Below are 25,210 nucleotides of genomic sequence, written 5' to 3' on the forward strand. Positions count from 1 at the left end.
CGCCTGCGGTACCCGCAACGATAGAGCGCATAATCAACCACCGCTTTTCCTTGTTCTTTCAAAGCCTCCGCTCCAGTCCTTGCCATTACGCGTCGAGAGCAAAAGGTTGAGGAGCTGCTCCAGTTGGGCTATGCGGGGTGCCACTCGCTCGAAGTCCGGCACATCGAGACGAAGATATTTTTGTCCGTGCACGAGGCTCAATCTCACGCCCTTCTGCTCTTTTTGATGGCCCGTGGTCAGCACGCCGAATACATCTTCCAACGAACAGTCATCAGAGACATACCGGCTTCGACGGACGATCTCAGTCTCCCCTAGCTGTGCGGATAACCTTCGAAGGGTGTCAGCTTGCCGGAACGAGAGAGCCCGGCCAATAAAAAGACGAAGCACGGCTTCGGGCAGTCTGGCTGCAGCAACCATCCGTGACATTTGTGATAGCGAGACATCAAGATCGGCTGCTACGGCTCGTTGGCTGGGCCAGAGACCACGCGATAACAACGACAAATAGAACTTCCCCATTGCGAGGAGCGGCGCGCTTTGTTCGCGTAGCCTCTCATGAAGGTAAGCGATCCATTTTCGGCGTCTAGCCGCTGGGGACAGGAGCGAGGAGCATAGGTGTCCACCTATCCGGAGGTGGACACCTATGGCTGACAAAGATCCAGAGTTAAGAGTAGTTCGACGCAGCAGCGACGGTCGCCGTCGTTACGACGATAAAGGCAAGCGTGCGCTCGTTGAGGAAGCGCTGCGTTCTGGCGTGTCGGTTGCCCGCCTGGCGCAGGAGCACGGGATCAACGCCAACCTGCTACGCAAGTGGATCACGAAGTACCTTCTGGAGCGCGAGAAAGGCATCTCGCCGGCATCGCAGGATGATGCTACCGGCGAACAGGAACGTCCGCATGCCCCGGAGGAAATCGTACTGGAGGGCGCGCTCGCGGTGATTGATGGCGCGCCCATTGACATCCCGGGTTCGCGCAAACGCTCCCCACCTGTCGCCTCGCCCACGGCATTCGTGCCTGTCGTTGCAGCACCACCAGCACTGCCAACCGCACCGCCGTCACCATCGCCATCGCCATCGCTGACGCTCGCACTGCATGTGCGACTGTCCAACGGCGTCGAGTTTGATCTCGGCGAGGCGAGCATCGACGAACTGACCACCGTGGTCCAGATGCTGGGGAGGATGCCGTGTTCCGGTTCGACGAAGGCCTGAAGGTCTACCTGCATCGGGAACCCGTCGACTTCCGGTATGGCATGAACAGCCTGTCGATTCTCGTGGAGCAGGCCATGCATTTGAACCCGATGGATTCCTCGCTCTATGTGTTTACCAACCGGAGATGCGATCGCATCAAGATCCTGGGCTGGCAGGGCAACGGTTTCTGGCTCATGCTCAAGAGACTCGAGGCAAACGATCGCTTCGTGTGGCCTGACAGCGCGAACCGGGTCGCGACACTGAGCGTCGAGCAGTTGCACTGGCTTATCGAGGGCATCGACATTGCCGCAGTCCAGCGACATCCCAGTCGAAATTATGCACGCGTGAGCTGAACACGTCACCGGCGTGCCGGTCTAAGCGGTATGCCGATCAACGTGATCATCGACGCCGACGAACTCAAGGCACTGCTCGCGATGCGAGAGGCCTATGGTTCGCTTCAGCGCGATCATGAGGAGGTTCGCAGCGCACTGCGCCTCGTGACAGCTGAGCGCGATCTCGCCGAGGAACGACTGCGCGCTTACCGTCGCGAACTGTTTGGCGCGAAAAGCGAAGCGCGCGCCTCGGACCAGTTCGGCCTGTTCAACGAAGCCGAAGCGCTCGGCGCGAACGCCACTCCCGCGCAGGAAGATACCCCCGGAACCGAGGTCGCGGCCCACAAGCGCAAGAAGCGCGGCCACCGCAAGCCTCTCGATCCCAATCTGCCGCGTGATGTCGTGCGACACGAACTCCCTGAGGCAGAGCGCTTCTGCGATCACGACGGACACGCGCTCGTCGAGATCGGCGTCGAGATCAGTGAGCAGCTCAATGTCATTCCCGAGCAGTTGCGAGTCACCCAGCATCAGCGTATCAAGTACGCCTGCCCATGTTGCGATCTCGGCATCAAGGTTACGCCGGCACCGCCCCGTATCATCCCGCGTGGGCTGCTGAGTGAATCGGCGCTCGCGTGGATCGCCACCGGCAAGTACCAGTTCGGCATGCCGCTCTATCGCCAGGCCGGTCTGCTGCGTCGCTTCGGCGGCGACATCTCGTCGAACACGATTGCCGCGAGCATGGTCCGCGTCGGTCTTGCGACGCAACCCGTCATCAACCTGATGCGCGATGCGCTGCTCGATGCCGAACTGATCTACGGCGACGAGACGACGTTCCAGGTCCTGAAGGAGCAAGGGCGAAAGCCGCAAACGAAAAGCTATCTGTGGGCGCAGATGACCGGTTCGGGCATCCCCATCCGTTGCTTCACCTATACGCCAGGTCGTGGCGCCAGGCTGGCTGACAGGCTGTTTGCCGGTGTCCGTAAAGGTGCCGCCCTGATGACCGATGGATACGAACCCTACAACGGCATCGCTGAACAGTACCAGCTCGTGCACCTCGGATGCTGGACGCACGCAAGACGGTACTTTGTGAAGGCGGAAGACAATGTCCCCAAAGCAGCGCGCCCGCCCGATCTGCTCGCGACACGCTTCATCAGCCTGATCGGAAAACTGTTCGCGGCCGAAGCGCGAAGCCAGACGTGGACGGCTGGGCGACGACAGCGATTGCGACGACGATACAGCGCGTGCGTACTCGATGTTATCGAAAAGCTGATGCTTGAGCACTCGCCTGGCGTCGTGCCCAACAGTCTGCTCGGCAAGGCGCTGACCTATCTGCACGGGCAGTGGCCGAAGCTGATCCGTTACGTTGAAGACGGCAACTGGCCCATATCGAACAACCCTTGCGAAAATTCCATTCGCCCGTTCTGCCTGGGACGCCGCGGCTGGTTGTTTGCTGACACCGTCGATGGCGCAAACGCGAGCGCCAATCTCTACTCACTGGTCGAAACCTGCAAGGCGAACAGCATTGATCCGTATCGCTATCTCACCTGGCTATTACAGCGTCTCCCGCTGGCACAGACCGTCGACGACTACGACGCGCTCTTGCCCTGGAAGATGCCCATCGATCTCCGCTGACTGAGCCCTGTAACACATCTCATGAGAACCGCGCCCTTACTCTGAGGGGTGTCGTCAATGGATCGCGTACTCATGAAGTTCCGCAGCAGCTTCACGGTCGTCGATACAAGTTTCTTCGAGCGCAAACATCGATTGAGATCCTGTAATAATCCGGCATCTTTTCAGCGGCAACCGCGTGTTCCGTTGCGATTTCAGTAAAAGGACCTTGAGCCGGATCAGGTCTCTTTTCTTTTGAGCTATCGTCCGCACAGCGTTGCGAGGGGCAGCTAAGTCTCGGAGGCTAAAGGGGAAAACTCGGAAGAGGGCGCTCAGGGAAGCCCCGCAAGCCGCGGTCGCTGCTGTGGAACGCGTGAAACGCGCGTAGGACAACTCTACCGGTTTTTGGGAAGCGCCAATACACCGAAAGCTATCCGTTTTTGCGCTTCATTTAGGGTTAGGACATTGAGCCGGCTAAGCGACAGTGCTCTCGCGGAAAAGCGGTCGCAAATCGCCTCTCTTTTGCATGACTGGCTTCTCCTCAAGGCTGATTCAATTGAGTCGGCCCAAATGGATCGACCGTCATGCGTTTACTCCGCAGCAAAAAGCAGATAGCTCTCTCAACCGCGCCCGGCGGTTACTCAGAAGACGACCCTGAAAAGATCATCTTCGATATGGGCGCGCGTCTGCGCACTGAAGCAAATTATTGGAAAACGTTCTGCTTCATCCTGGCTGTTATCGCAGCCGGAGCGGTGTATTCGCGCAATCCGCCCCCCTCCGTCGTCAAGGCATACGGCGTCTCGTCTGACGCCAACGGCCACGCGGTTGTCACACAGCTGGCTGCCTATAAGCCGGACGACCAGGCAATACGCACTTCGCTGCGCGAATCCGTGGAGCGCTGGTGGACGATTGAGCCGGTTCTCACCGACAACATCCAGACTTCGCGGATGGCCAAGAACATCAACGGCGTCAAGGCCATGATGGTCGGCAACGCGCGCAATCAGTTTGGCGACTGGATCAAGAGCGACGCGCCGTTTCAGGCCATTACGCTGAACCCGAAGCTGGTTCGTGAAGTGCGCGTCACCAACGTCGCGCTGCTTGAAGACTCCACGGGCGTGGTCGAGTTCACGACCAGTACGACGCAGTCGCCCACTGATCGACCTGTGGTCCAGAAATACGCCCTGACGGTTCGCTACCAGATCATCCCGCCGACCTCCGAAGACGCTCTTGGGCTTAACCCGTTCGGAATGTTCTATCCGTTGTTCTCGATCCAGAAGACCCAATGATGATCGTCTCTCGCTCGCTCGCTTCGTGGTGCGTCGCTCTGGCATGCGCGGCAGTTGTATCACCGTCTGTGTATGCCGCGAAGCAAGCCACTCCCAGTTCGGCCGCATCGTTCGATATCGCCACTGCAATGAGCGATCCGATGAGCCCGGTGAATCCATATAACGCCGGTTCCGACCCAATCACTATGCCGGGCGATGCCCGGATGGTCGTGTTTCCCTATAGCCGCGACCAGATCTACCGGGTCATGACTGCGCCGCTCAAGAACACGACGATCGAGCTGGCGAAGGGAGAGCGCCTGACGACCGACCCCGCGATGGGCGATTCCGTTCAGTGGGTTATCGACACTGACGGCGAAAACCACGTTTTCGTAAAGCCGGTTAAGCCAGGCCTCGTCAACACGTTGCATCTGACGACAAATCTGCGCGAGTACGACATGACGCTGGTGTCGTCGCCGATGGGTGGGCTGTTTTATCAGACGGTGCGTTTCAACTATCCCGGCTCTGTCATGGCTAAGGTTCGGGCGCGGGAGCAGGCGAGCGGCGGCGCTCGTGGCGGGCAAGGGGATGACGCCGGTACGCAGACAGACTCAGGCCCAATCGGCGTCTCGCCGGACAAACTGAACTTTGACTACAAGGTATCTGGCTCCGCTTCTTTCAAGCCCGAAACCGTATTCGATGATGGAAAGGCGATATGGCTGCGTTTGCCCGCCGACGCGCCTTTTGCCGTCCCCGTCGTCAAGGACCATGGCGACTACGTCAGCCCCAACTTCATCCGCCGTGGCCAGTACATCGTTGTGCAGGAGATTGCCAACGAGATCGTGTTGCGTGCGCCGAATGAGGAAGTGACCATCACGCGTCGCCGTGCGGGTCTCTTTGGATTCTGAGGAAGAGACCATGAACCAACCGAACGGCCAACAGAACAATCAGCGCGCAACCCTCTTCAAGGGTAAATCGCCTCGCAATGCGCTATTTGCGGTGGGCGGCGTCGCGGCTATTGTGATTGCGGGGCTCGGCTTCTACTACCAGGTCAAGGAGAGCGCGAAGGTCGACGAAGAAGCGGCGCTCCGGAAGAAAGCCAAGGCAGCGGAGGTCGTCGACAAGTCGAACAATCCGCAGGATCTCGACAAGACAATTGAAGACCAGATGCAATCGGCGCGCAAGGCCGCTGCGTCCGAGGCACGTGCGGCAGCCGCCGCGCGCGCGCCGTCCACGGGAGCAACACCGAATGCCGCGCCGGCCCTCACAGCCGACGGCTTCATTAACGATCAGCAGTCGCGCCAGATTAAGGCTGAGTCGGATACAGACGCCATCTTCGCGTCGCCGATTTTCAAGCCGGGCCTGAAGGTCAAGGATACAGCGCCCACGCCGCAGAACCAGATTGCAGGAATACTGACGCCGGCCCAGGTCGCAGCACAACAGGCAGCCGCACAGCAGGCAGCGGCCGGGTCAGTCGGCGACCGGGTGTCGGCAGCACTTGCCGGAGCGGGCTTCGGCAGTCAGCCACAATCCGCACGTCCGTATTCGACTCAGGATCACGATTCGGCCTTTATCAAAAACGTGTCCGCACAGTCTGGCGGTCAGGACTTCGCGCGTGCCGGGTTCGTCGGTCAGGCACGCGGCTGTGTGCTGTCGCCTCCGCATCACATTGGCGTGCTGTCGACCGAGCGTCTGAATTCCGATCGTCCCGGCACCGCCTCGCTGATGGTCGAAAAAGACGTGTACGACAGCATTCACGGCGACTGTCTGATGATCCCGAAAGGCAGTTTTATCACCGCGCCGTATAGCTCGGACATCCAGCCGGGGCAGGAAAGCATTCTCGTGGCGGCGACGGAACTGCGCCTTCCCAACGGAAAACATGTGCCGCTCTTTGGCGCACAGGGCGCGGACGGTGACGGCGCTGCGGGCTTTTCGGGTGACGTTAACAACCACTTCTTCAAGATTTTCGGTACCTCGTTCCTCGTCGCGATCCTGCTGCGCAAATACGACAACAGCGACGCCACGACGACTTCCAGTCCGCTCGGCGTCACCCAGGTAAGCAGCACGGGCGGACAGGTCGCCGCACAAACCGCACAGTCGATTCTCGAGCGCTACAAGAACATCCCTCCGACGATCACCTCGGATCCGGGCCAGCGTCGCTTCATGCTGAAGGTCAATCGCGACATCGTGCTGGAGCCGTATCGCGATGAATAACCGGATGGCAAACCGCTGGATGATGGGCCTGCTAGTGGCCGCGCTTGCAGCGCATTTTCACCTGGCACGCGCCGCTACGATTGCGGAAGTGATCAGCCCGACGAACATCGTTCTCGCGCAGGGCAATGCCCGTTCGCTCGCCACTCTGGACGGAAAGCCGGTTTTCTGGTGCGGCCTGAAAGCGTTCGAGACCTGGGCAACGCCGCTTCTCGGCCAGCAAGTCGCGAGTAACCCCGACGCAGGCATCACCGTGACCGTCGACGCACACGACGTTTCACTCGAGCAGTTGCTGGTCAGCAAGGGCTGGTTGCAGCCTGTCGTGTTTGACGACGACGCGCAGGCGGCAATGACCGAGGGCCGCGGTGGCTGGGCATGCGCAAGCGCAGCAACCCCGTTTGAACTGATGCATAACAGTGTCGACCCGAAGGTGCTCGCGGGTATCGCGCTGAACGAATCAGGACTCAATGGTCGGGCTTGGCCATGGACGTTGAATATCGCCGGGCGAGGCTTCTTCTTCAAGACACGCGAAGACGCCTATCGCGTCGTGCAGTCGCTGATTGCGCACGGTCGCAGCGATTTTGACGTCGGCATTATGCAAATAAATTGGGCGTATCACGCCCGCCGTTTTGCTTCGCCGTGGGACGCGCTGGCGCCGGCGACAAGTATTCGCGTCGCAGAAGAAATTCTCAACGAAAACTATAGCAAGACGCATTCGGTTGCCAAGGCGATCGCCTACTACCATAGCGCCAATCCGGTTCCGGGCCAGGCGTATCTCGCGCGCTTTGCGAAACACCTCAACCAGATTCAGGCCGGATTATGAAGCACACCATTTTCCGCACGGCCTTCGCCTGCGCCACGCTGTCCGTGGTTGTGACGTCGCACGCTGCGAACACCGATCCGTTCGACTTCGACTACGAGATCGCCGGGGGCATCGCAGAGCGCCCCGCGCTCATTTTCAACGACGGCGCAAAGACGTATATCCAGCCGCGCGCGGGCCAGGTCATCACAGCGGCGGGTGGTCATCAGGAAGGCCCGTATGTCGTCGTTGACGGTACGCCCGAAACGATCACCTACACGGTGGCCGGTCGCTCGGCCAGAGCGCGCTGGACGAAAGCCAACGCCTTTATCGGTGTCGGCGCACGCGGGCCGCTCGCTTCGTTGCGCGATGATCAGCCAGCAGCCTTCGACGGCTTCACGAATCGACTTGTGCTGATCGGCTCCCACGGGTCGCTGGAGCCGGTGCGTGCACTCAAAGGCTCGATGCCGGTGGCCGCGATCGTCAAGGCGTTGGTGCCGCAAGGCTGGACCGGAGCTGCGCAAAAAGATGTGGATCTTACTGACAGCAGCAGCTTCTCCACGCGCGCGGGCGAGAACTGGATGCAGGCGCTCGACCGCCTGATGGCGCAAAGCGGCCTTTACGCCGACGTCGATTTCACGTCACGGCACGTGAGGCTGCATCGTGACGCGCCGAAGTCCGGCGCGCTGAATTACGCGGCAGGCCAGAAACCACCAGCAGATGCGATGGCGCAAACGGGCGCAACGAAGGAAGACGCGGCCAGCGGATCAGTCGTAGTTGCGCCACAACCTTCAATGCTCGCCCAATACTTCGGCGCACAGGCTATCCGCGACGGCGACGACACGCACACGCAGATCCGGTTTGCGGCAAAGCCTGCAATCGAACTGACGTTCAAGACGCCGGAGGGTCGGTCGCTGCATCCGAAATGGGACGACGGTGCTCCTGTCGTGACGGTCGAGCGCGCCGAACGCATGCTCGTTTCCGACGGTAAGCGAGTGGTCGAGGTGGGCCGGTCAGCGGGCACGGTGTACGACTTTGACGCGGCGAGCGCAGCGCATCTCGAGGCGGTTTTCGACCGCGACGGCCAGACATTCTTCAAGTTCGCCGACTCGGTCGTGCAGGTCCATGTGAGTGACGTTAAACACCTCGGTTCGGGTGAGCAGAAGGGCCGCTACTACATGTTCAACGGCACTGCCGACCAGTTCATCGTGACGGCCGATGGCACCAGTGTCAATGTCACGCGCCGTCACGACGTGAAGTATTTCGAACGTCCCCCAGCGGGCACACCGACAACGGCGTCGGCTGCATCCGGAGCGGCGAAATCATGAGGCGCGTGATTCCTGTTCTCGTCGCTGCGGTCCCTGCACTGTACGGTCCGCTCGCGCACGCCGACTGCCTCGATGACGCTGCCGCGTACCAGCACGTGAGTACGCAGCTTGTCCATGCGATTGCACAGCACGAATCGGGGATGCGTGCGAACGCAGTGAACGTGAACAGCAACGGTACTGAAGACATCGGCCTGATGCAGATCAATTCATCGTGGCTGCCACGACTCGCGCGGTATGGAATCCGCCGACAGGACCTCTTTAACGCGTGCGTGAACGGCTATGTCGGCACGTGGATTCTTGCATCGAACATCCGGCAGTTCGGCGCGACATGGAAGGCCGTCGGCGCCTATAACGCCGTTTCGACGCAGAAACAGTTGATCTACGCGAACGCCATTTATCGCCGCCTGCAGCGGCTGGGGCAACAACAATGAATGTGACCATCGAACGTAATGATCGGGTGCGCGTGATCGCGCGCGTTCTTGCAGCAATGCTGTTGTTGGCCGAGCCCGCGTGGACGAATGCCGCGAACGACCCGAGCCCGTCGCGCGTCGGCGCGTCCGCTGGCGACGGCTGGCAGGTCCTGTCCAGTATTCCGCCCGGCACCACGTCCGGTGAGCCACCTGTTGTAGCCGCGGGCGCTTCGACCTCGCCCGTCACTGCCTCGCCGGCGTCGCTGGCCGTGGCGCCGGTCGTTTTGCCAACGGCGACAACGGCTTCGAGCGGTGCGCTGGCGTTTTCTGTGTCGCCCTCCGACCGCAACCTGCGCAACGCGCTCGACCGATGGCTACAGACGCAAGGATGGCAACTCGCGTGGAAGGTCGACGATGATCTGCCGCTTGAGTTCAACGCGACGTTCACGGGCGACTTCACGTCGGTCCTTGTTCAGGTCATGAAAGCGACAAACCACATGCGGGTGCCGACGCGCATTTGCCGTCATTCGAACAACGTCATCCGCGTCGTGGCACGCGCGGCCAACTGTCAGGAGTAACCGATGCGCCACGCTTTCATTCTGAGGACTGCTATAGCGGCTGCGTGCTCGCTTGTCATCGCCGGCTGCGCTGTCACGCAAGGCGATGTCAATTCGGCCTACGACTCGGCAAAAAGCACGGCGAGTGCTGCCATGAATAATCTGCCCGGCTCTATGGCGCTGGTTGAAGATGTGCCCACGGCGTTCCTTGGCGATCGCCTCGTTCCGGTCGCCTATGAGGCAACGCTACCGGCGACGTTCCGTGAAAAGCGCATCACGATGCCGGCGAACCTAGATATCAACCAGATCGCGAACCTCGTCTCGGGCGCGACTGGCTATGCCGTTCATCTGAGCCCCGACGTGTTCGTGCCGCGCAGTTCACTGGTGCCGCGCGAGGGCGGCTCCTCCGACGGCAAATCGTCGGCACCGTCAGGGGGCGCTAGCGGCAGCAGTTATGAAAAGCCACACTATGACCAGGTCTTTGACGGATCGGCGGGCGAGTACCTGACCAGGATGACGCAGGATCTCGGCCTTGACTGGTCATTCGATGGTTCGACGATCAATATCACGCGCTTCGTGACCCGCATGTATCAGATCGCCGCCATCCCGGGCAAGGTCTCCATCAAGTCGACCATGTCCAAAGGCATGGACACGTCCACCGGCAATCAGGCCAACGGCAGCGGTGGAGGAGGGAGCGGTGACACGGGGTCGTTCTCCGCGCAGACTTCCACCGGCCGTCAGGGCGAGTTCGACCAGATCCAGTCGATCACCGACGCGCTGAACAAATTGCGCTCGCCGATGGGCCGGGTGAATGTGAACCCGCAGAGCCGCCTCGTCATGGTTCATGACACCCGCGAGGCAGCGGATGCGATGGGCAAGCTGCTCGCGCAGGAAAACGCGGTTTCGACGCGTCAGGTTGCGATCCGCGTTCGCACCCTGCAGATTGCGCTCAATCGCGGCAGCCAGGCCGGCGCGAATGCCGACGTCGTGTTCAACGCCATCGAGGGCGGTCTGGCCAAGTACGCAATCAGCTTCACGTCGCCCACGTCGCTGTCGTCTGGTGGCGGCACGCTCGGTATGTCGGTTCTGCGGCCGAATGCGCCGTTCTCGGGCACGAACGCCGTCATCAATGCTCTGAACCAGTACGGTCGCACCGTGCAGGACAACACCCAGACGAAGCTCACGCTCAACGGCCTGCCGGTGTCCATCGCGTCATTCCAGAGCGACGACTATCTGCGCTCGACAAGTTCCTCCGCCGGCAGCCTCACGGCAACGTCAGGTGGTGTACCCGGGCTGAATCCTGGCACGGTGACGACGGGCGACTTCGTCAACATTCTGCCGTCGGTGAACGATCACAACCAGATCGTGCTCGCCTACTGGAGCGACAGTTCGAAGCTGAACGGCCCCTTCACCGAGAAGTCCGTCGGCTCCGGACAGACGCAGCAGACCATCCAGCTGGCGCACACGGTCGGCAGCAAGGACGACCAGATCGTCGCGCTCGCGGATGGACAGACGGTCGTGCTCTACGGCGAGATGACCGATCACGCTGACAGCACGACCAACGGCGGCATCGCTGGTATCACGGGGCTCTGGAACAAGGCGAAGACCTTCCAGGTGATCATGCTGACGGCTTCGGTCGTCCCGTCGATGTGAGCCCGGGCATGCACATTACCGATCCACTGCCGCGCGAAAAGAACGCCCGTCTCGTCTTCGGGCTGGAGTGGCGTGCGTATCCGTCGCGGCAGATGCGGGCGGAGCGTCGTCGCTATGCCGATGACTTCGGCGCGACCCATTACGTCGAGTACAGGATCGGCAAGGACGTCATCGGTGGCTTCTGCGCGCCCGAAATAGCCGAACTCAAGGGCGCGAAACTTTACTCGGGCGCGGCGCGCATTGCACAGCATGACCGGGTCAAGGGCAAAGCCGCGGTGGTCGTCCTCCTGCAGGACGATCAGCGCGTGCACGTGGTCTTTATTGTGCGCGGGGTCGTGCGCAGCGATGAGGTGCTAACGGTCCCGCAAGCACGTGACAGAAAGCTCGCCATCGAGCAGGAGTGCCTGAAGCTGAACCTGGCGCTCACGACGCTCGGCTCCGGCGCGGCGGTAGGGGACGTGGACGAGAGCTTTGGTGCGGCTGCGCTTCTCGACGCACGCAGAAGCGCCCGGATCAGCAAGGTGCCGGCCGCCGTTCCTGCGATTGTGCCGATTCTCGTCATCGCCGCAGCGCTCGTTTTTGGTGGGATGCAACTGGCCGATGTCCTCAATCCTCCTCCGCCGCCGGCACCGAGGGAACCATCGTTCGAGGAGAAGTACGCCGCCCTTGTACAGAAGACGTTCGACGCAAGGATGCCGCGGGCGAATCTGCTCGCGCCGGCACTGCTCGACAAGCTCGGCGACAGTGAAACCGTGGTCGCAGGTTTTATCTTTGAGAAAGCAGTGTGTGGCGCGCATGGCTATTGCGCCGAGACGCTGCGCCGCAACGGCGGCAGCTTCGATGATCTTCGCCGGCTGGCTCCCGAGACCTTGCGACCGCTGCACTTCGATGCCGATGGTCTGCATGCGGGCGCGCGCGGACCACAGATACCCACTGTCGCGTTCGTCGAAGCGCGGGACCAGAAAGCCTGGCCCACGGAGCAGGGCCTGATCGACGCCTTGCAGACGCCGCCACAGAAGCTCTCGTCCAAGCCGTTTGATCTCGACAGCTACGGCTACACGGTGCATCTCGAACCTCCAAAGCCACTTCTCACGGTTCCTATGGGCACCAACGATCCGCGCCCGGCGCAGATGATCCGCATGGGCGACTGGACGATCAACGGCTATCGGTGGCAGTCGCCATTACTGGCGCGGCTGCCTTCGAACATGACTCTGGACACGATGACCGTCGAGCTGAAGCTGGGAGACCCCGGTGCGAGCAAAACGCAGGACGGTGGCACGCAGGTCCAGAACGGTATCCATTTCACTGCCAGGGGCAAATACTATGTGCTCAACTAAAGTCCTGCCGGCGCTCGCGTGGGCGTTGATGATTGCTTCGGTCGCGGTCCATGCGCAGCCCAAAGCGCGAGCGACACATCAACAGGTGGCCGGTTCACAGGTGCCATCGGCAGACCTCGATCTCAGCCCGGAGTCGCCAGCGGGCAATGGGGCTGCCCATACGAGTGCAGCCTCGCAGCCTGCACTTACCCAGTCCGCAGCCGCAACGCCTGTGTCCGTTGTGCCTTCGGTGGCGCCCACGCCGTCAGAGCCCCGCCTTTCCATCGAGGACGTGGACCGGATTGCGCGATCGTCTATCGCGCGCCAACTGGCGGGCAACGGCGATGCGCTGCCTTCCGGTGTCGCGCTCAATGGGGTTGCCCCTGCTGCGCCCGTCAGTGCGCCTGCACCTGCGGCCAGCAGCAAACCGGCGCCTGTCCGTTATCACGCGGAGCCTGTGCGTTTCGTTGGCGCCTTCAGCGACGTGAGCGGACAGTCGGTCCTCTACGAATACCGCAATGCATCATATCCCGCGCACGTGGGCGCAAAGCTGCTCAACGGCTGGACCGTAAAGCGCGTCGAGGGCTTCGTGGTGACCGTTGCAGAAGGGACGGGCAAGGGCGCGCGTACCTGGACGGAGACGATCAGCGGTGGCACCCCCGCCCGTGACACACAGCAGTCGCCGGTCGGCGGGTTGGCGTTTCGCGGTTTGCCCGATCTCTCCGGCCCGCTGCCGCCGTCGATGCCCCTATCCGCTGTCGGCCGGTAACACAGGGAGCTAATCATGAGCATGTTTTCTGGCATTGAAAAGAACGAGCCGTCCACTGGCGGCATCTTCGGGCGCTTCCGTGCGTTCCGCGCTGGTTTTTCGGAGGAGTCCGCCTCGATGCCGATAGCCGGCGTGGAGAAATTAGACGCGGGTGACCGTGAGCCGCGCTTCGCGGGTAAAAGCACGAAGCTCAAAGCCGAAGCGGTCGAGGCGAAGCCGGGGCAGCCGATGACGCTGGGCATGCGACTGCGGATGGCCGACATCAGCGACGTCGATGTGCACGAGGAAGGAGAGACGGAATTCGCGCGGTCCGCAGAGCCGAAGCCGTTCGTACAAAGCGCCCCGCAAATGGCCGACCCGATACCCGGGGAAGCAGCGGACGGGCCCACGGCGACAGGAAGTGGCATCTTTGACGTTGCTCCGTCGGCGAGCTCGGCCGGCGACCTCTATGCCGCGGCTGAATCCGCGAACGACGGGTTGCTTCGCCCGATGAATCGCACGGACAACCTGCAAGCGGAAGAGGGGGCGGTGGCGCCGGATAACTCGGATGTCGCCTCATCGCTAGCAGACCGGGTGCACGAAGCGCATGCTCATAACGAACCCGTCGCTATGCAGGAGCCCGAGCTGATTCCGGTTGGCTTACCGCAACTGCCGTCGGCCAATGCACTCGCGTTCAAGCGCATTCTGAGCGAGCGCGGCGCCGATGCGACGTTGCGTATCACTGATGCGGCGCGCCGCGAGTTCGTGGCGGTGGAGGTGCAGGCCGGCATGGCGATCGTCGTGACCACGCAGGCGTTTCACGAGTCGGCGCTCTATCCGACGTACCTGAAGGATCTTGAGCGCGCCGACATCAAGGTGCATGAAGAGATGATCGCCGCCGAGGCGGTGATAGCCGCGATCTACGCTCGTGAGCGTAATCGTTCGGCGGCCATCGTGCCGGAATCATCGCGCGCGATCGGCACGTTTCGCGATGTCGCTGAAGCGGCCCACGAATACGGCGCCGGCGACATCCATTACGAGTATCGCGATTTCAACGACGACGTCGAAGTGCGGTTTCGCGTGAACGGTGATCTCTACACCTATCGCAAACTGTCAAAGTCGCTGGTGCGTCGCGCTCTGTCTGCGTCCTATCAGGATCTTGTCGCACGCAATACCAACTCCGGCGAGACCTTCCAGCCGAGCGCGCCGCAGTCGGCCATGATTCCGCTCGTCGTTCATACGGACATTCTCAACATCCGCTGGCAGAGCTCGCCGCTCGTCGGCGGCTTCGACGTCGCTCTGCGTCTGCTCGATGGCAACTTCCGCAACCTGAAGCTGCTGATGCCGGACCAGATGGGTCTCACGCGCAGCCAGTTGAAGATCCTCGACACGTTGTGCAACGTCAGCGGCGGGGTATCGATCTTCACCGGGGAAACCGGGTCGGCAAAATCGACGCTACTGCGCGCGCTTTCATACATGCTCTCGTCGCGCGATCTGCGCAAACAGTATGTTGTGAGCGAGCCGTCCGAGTACCCGCATCCGTGGCTTTCTGAGATCTCGATTCCGCGTCGGCCCGACGAATCCGACGAGGACGCCAGCCGCAAAGGAGCCGAGGTCATCCGCACGCTCATGCGCATGGACCCGGACGACCTGACCGTCAACGAAATCCGTGACCGGGTGATGGCGGCGCTTGTGGCCGAACTGGCACTGACCGGCCACCCGGTCAGAACAACACTGCACGCCGACAGCGCGATCGGGGCATTCATGCGGCTCGCGGGCGGCCGTCTGCAACTGCCGATGGATGAGGTCTCATCCGAGAAGTTCGTCAACGCTGTGGCCAACCAGAAGCTGATCCCGCTGCTGTGCCCGCACTGCAAGGTGCCAGCGCGTGACGTGTTGACAGCGCATCAGGTTCAGACGCTCGAAGAGAAGTTCGGGCTCGACACGTCCACCATGGCGTGCCGGGACGAAGCCGGTTGCGAACACTGCCGGCTCAAGGGCCTGTTCACGCGCGCGGGAAAGGTGGCGGCCGGCACGAAGGGCCAGACGCTCGCGATGGAGATTTTCCGGCCGACGCTGGAATTCCAGGACCGTGTGGCCGTGCGGGACTGGCGTGGTGCAGAGAAGGTGTGGCGCTCGACGCGCGTAGCCGGCTTTGCCAGTGACGATATGACGGGCAAGACCATCTATGAGCACGCGCTCTACAAGGCCTCGGAAGGGATCATCGACCCCCGCTTCATCGACACGGCGATGCGGTCGTTCGATGAGTACAGGATATTCCCCGATCGCGATGGGAGGTTGCCGTCGTGATCCAGGGACTTGTCTATACGCTCTTCATGATGCTGCCGCACAAGGAGCGCATGCGGGTAGCAACGTGGCGCTTCAGCAAGTTGCGGGAGAACTTCTACCGCGAAACGCGGCTTGATGTGGCCGCAAAAGGCCTGCGCAATCGCGAGACACTGCTTGAGCGGCTCACGACGCTCGAGAAGCGTCACCGCAACCGCAAGGGACTGGCATGGCCTGTGTTCCAGGCTATCGCCAAACGGATGGTGGCGGGCGACAACTTTGCGAGCGCAATCCGGCCATACATTCCGACCGATGAGTACGCGTTACTCGAGATCGCCGGTGCATCGACTCAACAGGACGCGGCCGTCCGGGGCCTCGAGCTCGCCGAAATGGCGGCGAATGCCAAGACCGTTCTCGCGACGACCACTTCCCTGCAGATGGCCTATCCGGCGTTGCTCATCGTCTACATGTACCTGTACGCGATGCTGTTCGGGGGCACGATTTTTCCGGCTGTCGCTGATACAAAGCCGGTCTCGGAATGGTCGCCATTTGCTCAGGCGCTGTATGCATTCGACTCTTTCGCCTACCACTACTGGTGGCTGAGCGGGACTGTCGTCGCCGGGATCGTCTTTGGGTATTTCCACAGCCTGAAACGCTGGACCGGCCATTTCCGTAACCGGGTCGATGCAATGCCACTGATGTGGCGCAACCGTCGGGACCTGCGCGCCGCTTTGCTGATCGTCTCGCTTGCGGGCCTCTTCGACTCGAACCTCACCTTGCGCGCGTCGCTCGACCGGCTGACGAAAACCGCTGACCCATGGCTCAAGTGGCACCTGAACCGGATGGGTCGCAGGCTCACCCAGCGTCCGGATGAGACGATGCGCGCGCTCGACACGGGCATCTTCTCCGAGACGGTGATGGACACCATCGCCGACGCGGCCGGTCGTGACCAGTTCGTGCAGGCGATCAAGTCGCTCGGTCGGAACTCGCTGGACCGCGTGGTCGCGACTGTCCGCCGCAACGCTCGCATCACGCACTACGTGCTGCTCGGATTTGCTGTTTCACTCTTTTTCGTTTTCGGCATCGGGTCGTACGTTGCGACCGGTGCTGTCAGCTTCGATTCGTCGTCGTCGGCTGACGCCAACTACTGAGGAAAAAATGAACATGAACAACACGATGCCAAAGACAAACGCTTCAACGGCGGCGACCTCATCGGCCTCAGCTGGGCGCAAATCGTCGCTGACCAGGATGGGCCGCCGCCGCCGGCAGTCGGGCGAGCTGTCGCTCATCGAGGGAGCGGCCGTGATGGCTGGCGCGGCGCTGCTCGCGCTTGTTGTTTATCAAGGCCGATCCTTCGTGATGGATCGTATCCATGCGCATCAGTTCAAGAGTGAAGCGCAGCTTTTTCGAAGCGGCATTCAGGACGCCACCTCGAGCGACGTCGATTTCTCGAGCGAGACACAGCAGACGCTTGCAAAGAACCATGCGTTTGACTCGGCGAATTCCCGCGTGAACACCTCCACCGGGGCGCTTACCGGCATTTTTGGCGGTGCAGTGACCGCGGTACCCGGAACAATCGCGTCGACGGACGACGCCATGATTGTGACCTATCCGGTGCCAAGTACTGTGTGTTCGCTGTCGATCGGTGCCGTCGCCGGCGCCTATGCGAAGGTGACCGTCAACGGGACCACAGTGTACGACCCGAATACGCCGTTCAGTGGTGCGACGGCTGGTACGGCATGCGCTTCGGCGGGTGCGACGGCCAGCATCGGCATGTACGCCACGCACAACAATTAAGGAAGCCGGGGCATGTTCAGCATCGTTGAGATGGTGGTTGTGCTGGTCGCTGCGGCATTGATGACGGTCGTCGGCATCAAGGAAGATGCCGCGAAGCGCAGGTTACAGGTGCTGACGGCCGAAGGGCAGAACGAGGCGGTAATCAACGCGGCGCTTGGCAACTGGGTGACCAACAACTACGCGACGCTCACGCAGAACGGCCCCGTTGATGTGGTTCCTCCAACGGAGTTGCCCACACTCAACCAACTGTTCACGCAGCGCAACCTGCAGCAGCCGCATGCGAACGGTCCATTCTGGGGCGGCACATACGTTATCAGTATGAGCGTCGGCCCATCGACGTGTTCCGTCGGTACAGGGGACTGCCACGTCACCTATGTCCTGTATCCGTCGAAGCCAGTAACCCGCGGTGGAAACCCGGACATCATCGGGGCGTCGATCATCGCGCAGGCGGGCGGCAACGCGTTCGGCTTTTCGAAGTTACCGAATCCCGGGATCGTAACGGCGCTCAATGGTTCATGGAACGCGACCAATCCGCTACCGGGTAGTCCGGCAGGCGCCGTCCTCGCTACGAACGGCCCGTCGTCGGATGGCAACTCGGTATACATCCGACGCGATGGTGCACTGACGTGGACCGGCGACCAGAACGTGAACGGTGTGTCGCTGCACAACGTCAAGAATTTAGACGCGACGGGCACGATTAGCACGGGGGCGCTAACTGTTTCTGGCACGTCGAGTCTCGGCACGGCGACGGCCACGACGCTGAACACTACGGGCAATACCACGGTCGGCGGAACGCTCACGGTTGCGCGCACGATCCAGGCTGGGGCAATAGGTGCGCCGCGTGCGTCCTGTAGTCCGTTGGGTGCGATTGCATCGAATAGCGACGGGCGAGGACAACAGCTTTCCTGCCAGAACCTGAATGATGGCGCGGGCCCGATCTGGATGCCGGTCGGCGGTCCTACGCAAGCGTACAACTTCTATCAGGTGGTGAACGGTTCGGTAGTGCCGGCCCCCTCATGCTTTGCTGGTGGGTATCCGCAAATCAGACTGGTGCCGCAGACTTTCCGGGTCGATACCACTGCTGCGGTCAATTTCGTTGGCCCTGGTTCGGGACCGTGGACGATTTCAATTACAAACGGTTCAGGCTCAGGTACATCAAACGTTGATGGCAGCGCTATCGGTACAGGTGAAGTTGAGACTTACTGCTCCTATTAAAAACGGATATATCAATGAGGAAAATTTTAAATTTCGTGATCCTGTGCGTGGGACTCTTTGCCGGGAGTCACGCATGGGCAGAAGCACAGCATACACACTGCGCGTACGGCTATCAGGACTCGTCGTGTGGGCCAACCATCAGCACAGACGCGCAAGCGGCTCCGCAATGCCCAGGTGATCCGGGTTGGACGACCGGCGCGGCGGCGCAATGGCAAGGTTCTCATTTCTCGTCGCCGCAGTGTAATTACCAAGCGCCTCCGCAATGTCCGGCAGGATGGGACACAACGGGGTCGCCGGGATGGACTGGTAGTGCATGGACAGGTCCGTTTTGTCAGATACCGCAGCCACCGACAAATCCTTGTCAATATGGCTTTTCTAGTGGCCCTACGTGGACCGGCAGTTCGTGGTCATATTCCTGTAATGCACCGCCGCCGCCTGTTGCGACCGATCCTGTGTCGCATTGCAAAGCGAATGCTGTAGCGGCTGGCTACAGTGTCCCTGCCGGTTTGTCTGCGGTGTCAACGAAAATTGGCAGCTACACACAGGTTTCAATGTGCTACGTCAACGGTCCTTACTACGCGGGCGGCGGACCTAACGGGGGCACTCAGTACGAGTATGCGTGCTTCTTCGACAACGCAACTGGCAATCAGTACATGGAAGACCGCACGATGGTCTGGTCGTTCTGCCAAGGGTATTCGAGTAACTGAAGTAGCAGCACCAGCAGTAAGAAAAGCGCCCGCAGAGGCGCTTTTTTCCTAATAAGTTTCAACAGGTTTGGAGAGTTATCACGATGAAAAAGCTTTTCAAGTATTTAATATTATGTGTGGGTCTCTTCATCGGTAGTCAGGTGTGGGCTCAGGCACAGCATACACACTGTTCCTACGGCTTCCAGGATTCATCTTGCGGGTCCAGGATCGCAACTGCTGCGCAGACGCCTCCAGCGTGTTCTACTGCGGCAGGATGGACGACGATTGCAGGCGCACGTTGGCAAGGTTCTCATTTCTCGTCGCCGCAGTGTAATTACCAAGCGCCTCCGCAATGCCCGACAGGATGGGAAACAACAGCATCCCCAGGTTGGACAGGTAGCGCGTGGACAGGTCCGTTTTGTCAGATACCGCAGCCACCGACAAATCCTTGTCAATATGGCTTTTCTAGTGGCCCTACATGGACGGGTAGCTCATGGACATACGCCTGTAACGCTCCACCGCCTCCAACGCCTACGGTAACGTGTGCCAGTGAAGCGCAGGCGCAGGGATATACATTAACGAATGGTTTTGGCAGGCAGGGACCATACACCGGGTACTACACAAAGTTCGATGGCTCGTATGGCTATGGCACCTACTACAACGAACAGTATGGCGCAACCGGAGGCACCTGGACCGACACTTGCGGCACGTCCGGCAACACATACATCCTGTACTGCCCTGTCAGTCCAACGGACGGAAGCGCGATGGGGCAACTCTCGGGAAATACAACGTCGCCGGGGCCTGCGGCTTGTGGAGGGCCAAATTAAACTTGACCTAGACAGGTTGTAGGGAAAAAGGGGTGCAGCCTTTGCGGGCTGCACCCCTTCTTTATTGATGTTCGGGAAAAACGATTTTCGGAAATAAAAAACCGCCAGTGTGATGACTGGCGGCTTTCGATCAAGGGCTACGCGAGCCCTTTGCGGCAGTGTTACCAGTTAATAGTCCCGGTCGTGAACGTGAACGGCGGCTTCGTGAAAGGCGTGCCGTTCTGCGTGCCCGAGACATTCACCGTGTACGTGGTGTTCTCAGCCAGCGGCGTCGTCGGGTAGGCAACAGCTTGATACGATTGAAGCTCCTTGTTCGGATCGTTGGCCGAATAAAGCAGTTGCAGGTTGATGACGTTGCCGGACGGATCGGTCATCGTGCCCGAAGTCAGCGTAAGCGTATCGGTCGCGTTGCCCATGACGACAACCGGCGTGCCCCACGGACCAGAAGTGTTCGGCGGCGTCGGGGTTTCCGTATGAGCCTTGGGCGCAAGACCTGTAACGCCTTGGCACGGGAACGTAAGCGGGCCGCTCGTCGTGAGTTGCTGCATCGACGTATCAGCGAGTGTCAGCGAGCCCCACGCAGCCGGGAAACCGTTCAGCGACGTTTCATATTCACCAATGCCGATTTTCGTAATCGGCGCGAGCACGATCGGGGCGTGGTACACGCCGGTAAACCATTGGGCCGCTAGAATTTGGCCGTACTGCGTTTCCGAAAGCGCTGCGGCAGTCCAGTGCGCCGCACTCACGCCGCCAGCAAATGCGCCATCAGCCGCAGACGGAAATCCGAAATGCGCAGCACGATCAAGGTAGGTCACGCCGGTAAAGCCTTGCTGACCAGCCGTTTCGTTGTCGGCCACCGTGTTGTTCAAGCCTTGCCACATCGAATGCGCTTGCGCGGCTTGGTCGAGAACCGTGTTTTCCTGAACAGCCGGGAAGCCGCATTGCTGACGGTAGGCGTTCACCTGATTAAACATCGCGAGCGTGGCGCTGTTCGCTGCGTACTGCGGCGTCGGTTGCGTGCCGGTGACGGGCGAACTAGCCGAGCTGGGAGAACTGGCGGAACCCGGCGCGCTCGCGGGCGCTGCCGCGCCGGCCGCGCTACTGCCGCCGCCGCCACCACCGCCGCATGCCGACAGAGCCACTGCAGCAGCGAACGAAACAGCGGTCAACGCTGAAATATTCTTGTGTTTCATTATTCTGGTCCTCGATTTTCATGTGGCCGTGCCCCTTGCGCGACCTTGATTTCATCTTATAGAGCGGCAACGAAAGTCAAGTTGCCGCTGGTTGCGAACCCACTGCGGCCCGCGTCAGTTCCAATGTCGAATTTCGGCCGTCATTCTATGGGTTAACGGAAAATTCCGGCCGGGGTTTAGCCCTACGCGCCTAAGCGATAAAAACCCCGCCGGGTCGCTGGCTTTCAGCGACGCTTGCGGCGCCGGTGGAAAACGCGCAAACCGACGAAGGCAACGACTAGGACGATGCCGGTTACGGCAGGCCCGATCTTTGCCAGTTGAGGAACGATTCGCGTGCCCATGTAGAGAGCGAAAAGGGAAATAGCAACACGCCCGACCCATGGCGCACTGAGGAGCGAGAGGAGCGATGATGGCTTTTCACCCGCAAAACTGCCGTAACCCTCGTTGACCCTCTCCAGATCGAAGCCTGCCGAATCCGCTTCACGTTCGCTCTGATAGAACTTCTCGTATTGCTCAAAGCGACCATCGCCGCGACCATCGAGCCACGCTGCGTTGCTCTCCTTGGCCAGATATGCAAAGTCTTCCATCTGAGTGCCTCGCTAATGCATGCGGCCGGCATGCCAGGCCACCGCGCCGACCGCGTCAGCAATGACGCTTCCGTCCGCCTCTGCGTAGTACGCACCCGTTTCCGGGTTTTGCCAGCCAAACTGGGCACGACCGTCACGGTCGAAGATCACGAGTCCAGCGGGCAGTTCCTGAATGTGCCGCTCCGGATCAGCTCTCACCGCTTGACCTCCGCGCCGCGCGCTTCCTGGCTACGAGTTGCTGGTTGCAGGCCGGGCAGGTGAACCGGCTGTGCATTTCAATCTTCGCGTCGTTGTTCGACACAACGTAGTGTGTGCTGCAGGTCCTGCATGGAGCTACGGTCAGGCGGGCGTCCGCAGCCATCGACCGGATCAGGTTCCAACCCCGGTCCGGACTGATGAGCCGGTTGCCGCCGAAGAGCCTGTCATACACGTCGTTTGTCGCTAATAGTGCCTCCGCAGGATTGGCACCCATCGCTGTCGCCGAGCGGTAGAGCCAGGTATAGACGGTTGCATGAAGCCGATGGACATGGGTCTCTACAAACCACGTCAGCGAGGTCGCCGTGTTGCCCATCGGCGAACTTTTCCCGTGGATTTCCTGATACCGCGTTCTCATCTGATGCTGGTTCAGACCGAACAGATTGGTTGCGGTGGACGCGCGCAAACCATAAAACATCATGGCACTCGCAAACGCCTCATTCTTCAGTCGGCCCAGCCGTAATTCGCCCCATTGCGCGGTGTAGGGTAGGTCGCCGATACGCGATGGCGAGGTAAGCATGATCTGGTGAGCGATCATTTCGTCGGTCAGGGTGCTGCCGCGAAATTCCCACCAGAACGTTGGGCTGTTGAACCGCCAGCGAAATAGCGGAAGTTCCTTCATCCGGCCAAGCGCAACGCTAAGTTTGTGCGTGGGAACTGACAACAGATACTTCGCGACGTCGGTCGAGATGCCGAGTAGCGGCGCGCTCATGACGCTCATGTTGAGCACCTGCGTAACGAGCGAGACGAAGACCGAGTTCTGCTGATTCACTGCATAGGCTGTCAGCGAATCGAGCGGGGGGGTTTTGCGGCGAAGCACGTCGACGGCCACGGTCGTCGCCGTATTGTCAACGAAGCACCGCCAGTCCTCGACGGTCTGCAAGGTCGGCTCGACCATCAGGAACGGGGCGCGAAGGAGGTTGCGAAGCGAGGACTGATTGAGCTGGAGCTGCTCGATCTCCTTGCGCTCGACGTTAAAAACTTCGTTGAAGCGGCCGTCCTGCTTGAGGAGCCACTTCATGTGGTCGACAAGATTGAAGTTCGCCACCTGGATCTGATCCGTGAGCCACTCCGGCACGTACAGCCGGTCGATCGCCCGATAATTATCTTTGTTGTTCACTGCTTCTTTCCTTATCTCTCAACACTTGTTTGTAGCGTCAGGCTGCCCGTACTGCGGCTTGCAACTCTCCATGGAACTTGCCCGTGAGGTCGGCCAGACCCGTTAGTAGGCCCTTGAACCGGCTGAGTGTGCCGTCCGCTGTAACCAGAAGCTGCACGCTATGAAATTCCTGGATGAACGATCCAAAGTGCTCGACAAGCCCGGCCACACGTTTTTCGACGGCTACCTTCTGCTCGAGTTCTGCTTCCTGCCTGGTCTTGAGGGCGGACAGTTCCTCGAGACGCTTTTTCGCATCGTCGCATTCAGCGTTAAGCCTGCTGAGCTCATTGAGCCGGCTTTGCGCGGCGGCTTCCAGATTACGCAGGTGTTCGGGCGTGACCTCAACTTCGACTTCTTTGATCGTAACTTTCTCGTGGGCCTCCTTGAGCTCACGGTGCATCGCATCACGTTCCCGTTCGAGGTTCGCAATGGTGTTCTGCAAACCGCTGGTAGCGCGTTCCGCCTCGGCTAGATCGACCAGCGTCTTCTTTAGCTTTTCCCGGTCGTCCTTGACTTCGCGATCCAGACGATCCGCTTCCGCGGTGAGCCGCTCGTTGTCGCTCGTCGCGTCTGAGAGTTGTCCGTAGGTCTCATGGAGCTGACTCATCACGGTGGAAAGCGCACTTTCCTTCTCAGCAAGACGGTCTTCGTACTCGTCGATGATTTTTTTGATGTCGCGCTTGCTCAAGTCCGGCTTCTCCCGCTTGGCACCAAGCACCATTTCCACGACTTCATCGCTCTTGTTCACCAGCAGTTGCATATCGCTGATGGACAGCATTTCCACGGCGCCGCTGTTCGTGCTGAAGCGCTCGTAGCAGCGGATGTAGAGTCGAACCGAGTCACGCTTCTTGTGAAATGTCTCTTCGATGAAGTTGTACACCAGCTCGGCTGCGCGGCGGCGGACTGGCGTCGTGTCGCCAAATGTACTGACAAAGTGTCCTTCAATGCGCGTGCGAATGTGATAGAACGATCCACCAATGCGCATGTGTTCCAGAAGGATCTTCCGGGTGGAGTGTGCGACTTCCTCGGCCTCCTCGGCGATTGAGGCGCGCAATGCTTCCGGGATCTCGTCTCCGCCAAAAAACTCGGCTACCTTCAGTCCAATTTCCTGGTTCGACGGCACATGTGCGAAGGCCAGGGGGAGGTCGCGCTCAATCGCCTTATCGTCCCGATTGCTGTCGTTGCCTTCAGGCCGGGTCGGGTCGAAATCGTCGTCTGCCGCTTCGGGCGCAGTGGTGTTTCGCTTGCTCATATTGCTCTCGTATTTATCGGTTGGTCTTATGAGTTTCAGATCGGAGCCGGACCACGGCCAAGACGCATCACCATCTCTTTCAGTGAGAGGGTCTGGTTCTCAGCGAGTGCGTCGAATCTCTGATAGCAGCGGATGTAAAGCCGCACTACGGCACGACTACGACCGGATTCCTTTTCGAGAGACAGATAGGTAGCGTCCAGAGCGCGATGCCGGTTCTGTGGTGTATCACCGTTCTCACGCGTATATGCCGCGACCGCTTTCTCAACGATGTTCGAAAGGTACTGGCCGATTAGCAGGTATTCCGACATTGGCCCTGGAGCCTCTGACGCATTGCGGCCTTTTCGTCCACCGCGCGTAGCGGTGCCTTTAGAGCCCTCGTCCGAAGCGATTCGGTTCTGTTCGCTGACGTCTTCGTTTGACGCAGGCGACTTCTTCTGATTTTTAGTCATTCACAAACTCCAGCTAGTCGTGGTGATTTGGCCAGACGCTTGGTCAGACGCCTGGTTTTGTGAGCTGTCGACTCTTCCACGGGGAGAGACATCTCAG

The 25,210-nt window shown here is 60.4% G+C and carries 27 protein-coding genes; 18 read left to right on the forward strand and 9 right to left on the reverse strand.

Annotated elements, in window-relative coordinates; all coding sequences use genetic code 11:
- Positions 1 to 33 precede the first annotated feature (33 nt).
- Positions 34 to 261, reverse strand: a complete 228-nt coding sequence (locus OKW28_RS00170; protein WP_429442847.1) for a hypothetical protein — start codon at positions 259 to 261, stop codon at positions 34 to 36.
- A gap of 379 nt (positions 262 to 640) precedes the next feature.
- Here OKW28_RS00170 and OKW28_RS00175 point away from each other — a divergent pair, with 379 nt between their 5' ends.
- The 17 genes from OKW28_RS00175 (at position 641) to OKW28_RS00255 (ending at position 18,705) form a co-directional block, all read left to right on the forward strand.
- Positions 641 to 1,204, forward strand: coding sequence for a transposase (locus OKW28_RS00175; RefSeq protein ID WP_429442848.1), 564 nt, complete (start codon positions 641 to 643; stop codon positions 1,202 to 1,204).
- Complete coding sequence (tnpB, locus tag OKW28_RS00180; RefSeq protein ID WP_090812713.1) at positions 1,180 to 1,536, forward strand: IS66 family insertion sequence element accessory protein TnpB; 357 nt, start codon at positions 1,180 to 1,182, stop codon at positions 1,534 to 1,536. Before OKW28_RS00175 ends, tnpB begins: the two co-directional genes overlap by 25 nt.
- A gap of 30 nt (positions 1,537 to 1,566) precedes the next feature.
- Positions 1,567 to 3,147: an IS66 family transposase gene (tnpC, locus tag OKW28_RS00185; protein WP_116117423.1), complete on the forward strand. Its 1,581-nt coding sequence runs from the start codon at positions 1,567 to 1,569 to the stop codon at positions 3,145 to 3,147.
- A gap of 560 nt (positions 3,148 to 3,707) precedes the next feature.
- Positions 3,708 to 4,409 (forward strand): type IV secretion system protein, encoded by a 702-nt coding sequence (locus OKW28_RS00190; RefSeq protein WP_429442850.1) that lies wholly within the window; start codon positions 3,708 to 3,710, stop codon positions 4,407 to 4,409.
- On the forward strand, positions 4,409 to 5,293 hold the full coding sequence (locus OKW28_RS00195; protein ID WP_429443248.1) for a TrbG/VirB9 family P-type conjugative transfer protein: 885 nt from the start codon (positions 4,409 to 4,411) through the stop codon (positions 5,291 to 5,293). Before OKW28_RS00190 ends, OKW28_RS00195 begins: the two co-directional genes overlap by 1 nt.
- Positions 5,294 to 5,303: 10 nt before the next feature.
- On the forward strand, positions 5,304 to 6,599 hold the full coding sequence (locus OKW28_RS00200; protein WP_429442853.1) for a TrbI/VirB10 family protein: 1,296 nt from the start codon (positions 5,304 to 5,306) through the stop codon (positions 6,597 to 6,599).
- Entirely contained in the window at positions 6,592 to 7,419 is an 828-nt protein-coding gene (locus OKW28_RS00205; RefSeq protein ID WP_429442855.1) for a transglycosylase SLT domain-containing protein, read from the forward strand. Before OKW28_RS00200 ends, OKW28_RS00205 begins: the two co-directional genes overlap by 8 nt.
- Positions 7,416 to 8,723: a TrbG/VirB9 family P-type conjugative transfer protein gene (locus OKW28_RS00210; RefSeq protein WP_429442857.1), complete on the forward strand. Its 1,308-nt coding sequence runs from the start codon at positions 7,416 to 7,418 to the stop codon at positions 8,721 to 8,723. The genes OKW28_RS00205 and OKW28_RS00210 overlap by 4 nt, the downstream gene beginning before the upstream one ends.
- A complete protein-coding gene (locus OKW28_RS00215) occupies positions 8,720 to 9,154 on the forward strand; it encodes a lytic transglycosylase domain-containing protein (protein ID WP_429442859.1) in 435 nt (144 codons plus the stop codon). The genes OKW28_RS00210 and OKW28_RS00215 overlap by 4 nt, the downstream gene beginning before the upstream one ends.
- Positions 9,151 to 9,711: a toxin co-regulated pilus biosynthesis Q family protein gene (locus OKW28_RS00220; RefSeq protein ID WP_429442861.1), complete on the forward strand. Its 561-nt coding sequence runs from the start codon at positions 9,151 to 9,153 to the stop codon at positions 9,709 to 9,711. Before OKW28_RS00215 ends, OKW28_RS00220 begins: the two co-directional genes overlap by 4 nt.
- A gap of 3 nt (positions 9,712 to 9,714) precedes the next feature.
- The gene (locus OKW28_RS00225) at positions 9,715 to 11,343 is read left to right on the forward strand and encodes a type II secretory pathway protein (protein WP_429442863.1); all 1,629 of its coding nucleotides are present in this window, start codon (positions 9,715 to 9,717) and stop codon (positions 11,341 to 11,343) included.
- Between the two features lie 8 nt (positions 11,344 to 11,351).
- Complete coding sequence (locus tag OKW28_RS00230) at positions 11,352 to 12,680, forward strand: hypothetical protein (protein WP_429442865.1); 1,329 nt, start codon at positions 11,352 to 11,354, stop codon at positions 12,678 to 12,680.
- A gap of 271 nt (positions 12,681 to 12,951) precedes the next feature.
- Complete coding sequence (locus OKW28_RS00235; protein WP_429442867.1) at positions 12,952 to 13,428, forward strand: hypothetical protein; 477 nt, start codon at positions 12,952 to 12,954, stop codon at positions 13,426 to 13,428.
- 15 nt (positions 13,429 to 13,443) lie between these two features.
- Entirely contained in the window at positions 13,444 to 15,717 is a 2,274-nt protein-coding gene (locus tag OKW28_RS00240; protein WP_429442870.1) for an ATPase, T2SS/T4P/T4SS family, read from the forward strand.
- Positions 15,714 to 16,844: a type II secretion system protein gene (locus tag OKW28_RS00245; RefSeq protein ID WP_429442873.1), complete on the forward strand. Its 1,131-nt coding sequence runs from the start codon at positions 15,714 to 15,716 to the stop codon at positions 16,842 to 16,844. The genes OKW28_RS00240 and OKW28_RS00245 overlap by 4 nt, the downstream gene beginning before the upstream one ends.
- A 97-nt stretch (positions 16,845 to 16,941) precedes the next feature.
- Positions 16,942 to 17,490: a type 4 pilus major pilin gene (locus tag OKW28_RS00250; protein WP_429443250.1), complete on the forward strand. Its 549-nt coding sequence runs from the start codon at positions 16,942 to 16,944 to the stop codon at positions 17,488 to 17,490.
- A 12-nt stretch (positions 17,491 to 17,502) separates the two neighbouring features.
- A complete protein-coding gene (locus OKW28_RS00255) occupies positions 17,503 to 18,705 on the forward strand; it encodes a hypothetical protein (RefSeq protein ID WP_429442875.1) in 1,203 nt (400 codons plus the stop codon).
- 138 nt (positions 18,706 to 18,843) lie between these two features.
- Here OKW28_RS00255 and OKW28_RS00260 read toward each other — a convergent pair whose 3' ends face one another.
- The 3 genes from OKW28_RS00260 to OKW28_RS00270 all read right to left on the reverse strand — a co-directional run bounded on the left by OKW28_RS00260 (position 18,844) and on the right by OKW28_RS00270 (position 21,192).
- Complete coding sequence (locus OKW28_RS00260) at positions 18,844 to 19,020, reverse strand: hypothetical protein (protein WP_429442877.1); 177 nt, start codon at positions 19,018 to 19,020, stop codon at positions 18,844 to 18,846.
- A 632-nt stretch (positions 19,021 to 19,652) separates the two neighbouring features.
- The gene (locus OKW28_RS00265; RefSeq protein ID WP_429442879.1) at positions 19,653 to 19,829 is read right to left on the reverse strand and encodes a hypothetical protein; all 177 of its coding nucleotides are present in this window, start codon (positions 19,827 to 19,829) and stop codon (positions 19,653 to 19,655) included.
- Positions 19,830 to 20,379: 550 nt separating this feature from the next.
- Positions 20,380 to 21,192: a CAP domain-containing protein gene (locus OKW28_RS00270; protein WP_429443252.1), complete on the reverse strand. Its 813-nt coding sequence runs from the start codon at positions 21,190 to 21,192 to the stop codon at positions 20,380 to 20,382.
- Positions 21,193 to 21,199: 7 nt separating this feature from the next.
- On the opposite strand from OKW28_RS00270, the gene OKW28_RS00275 reads away from it, so the two are divergent.
- On the forward strand, positions 21,200 to 21,460 hold the full coding sequence (locus OKW28_RS00275; RefSeq protein WP_429443280.1) for a hypothetical protein: 261 nt from the start codon (positions 21,200 to 21,202) through the stop codon (positions 21,458 to 21,460).
- 175 nt (positions 21,461 to 21,635) lie between these two features.
- On the opposite strand, the gene OKW28_RS00280 is transcribed toward OKW28_RS00275, so the two are convergent.
- From OKW28_RS00280 to OKW28_RS00300, 5 genes are read right to left on the reverse strand one after another with little or no spacing between them, the layout of a single operon-like run.
- On the reverse strand, positions 21,636 to 21,998 hold the full coding sequence (locus tag OKW28_RS00280; protein WP_429442881.1) for a hypothetical protein: 363 nt from the start codon (positions 21,996 to 21,998) through the stop codon (positions 21,636 to 21,638).
- A gap of 12 nt (positions 21,999 to 22,010) precedes the next feature.
- Positions 22,011 to 22,196 (reverse strand): hypothetical protein, encoded by a 186-nt coding sequence (locus OKW28_RS00285; protein ID WP_429442883.1) that lies wholly within the window; start codon positions 22,194 to 22,196, stop codon positions 22,011 to 22,013.
- Positions 22,186 to 23,373: a FlhC family transcriptional regulator gene (locus OKW28_RS00290; protein ID WP_429442885.1), complete on the reverse strand. Its 1,188-nt coding sequence runs from the start codon at positions 23,371 to 23,373 to the stop codon at positions 22,186 to 22,188. The genes OKW28_RS00285 and OKW28_RS00290 overlap by 11 nt, the downstream gene beginning before the upstream one ends.
- Before the next feature lie 37 nt (positions 23,374 to 23,410).
- Positions 23,411 to 24,664, reverse strand: coding sequence for a hypothetical protein (locus OKW28_RS00295; RefSeq protein ID WP_429442886.1), 1,254 nt, complete (start codon positions 24,662 to 24,664; stop codon positions 23,411 to 23,413).
- Positions 24,665 to 24,699: 35 nt separating this feature from the next.
- Positions 24,700 to 25,113, reverse strand: coding sequence for a hypothetical protein (locus OKW28_RS00300; RefSeq protein WP_429442888.1), 414 nt, complete (start codon positions 25,111 to 25,113; stop codon positions 24,700 to 24,702).
- Positions 25,114 to 25,210: the final 97 nt, after the last annotated feature.

This window comes from Paraburkholderia sp. 40 (assembly GCF_050434105.1).
Taxonomy (GTDB): domain Bacteria; phylum Pseudomonadota; class Gammaproteobacteria; order Burkholderiales; family Burkholderiaceae; genus Paraburkholderia; species Paraburkholderia tuberum.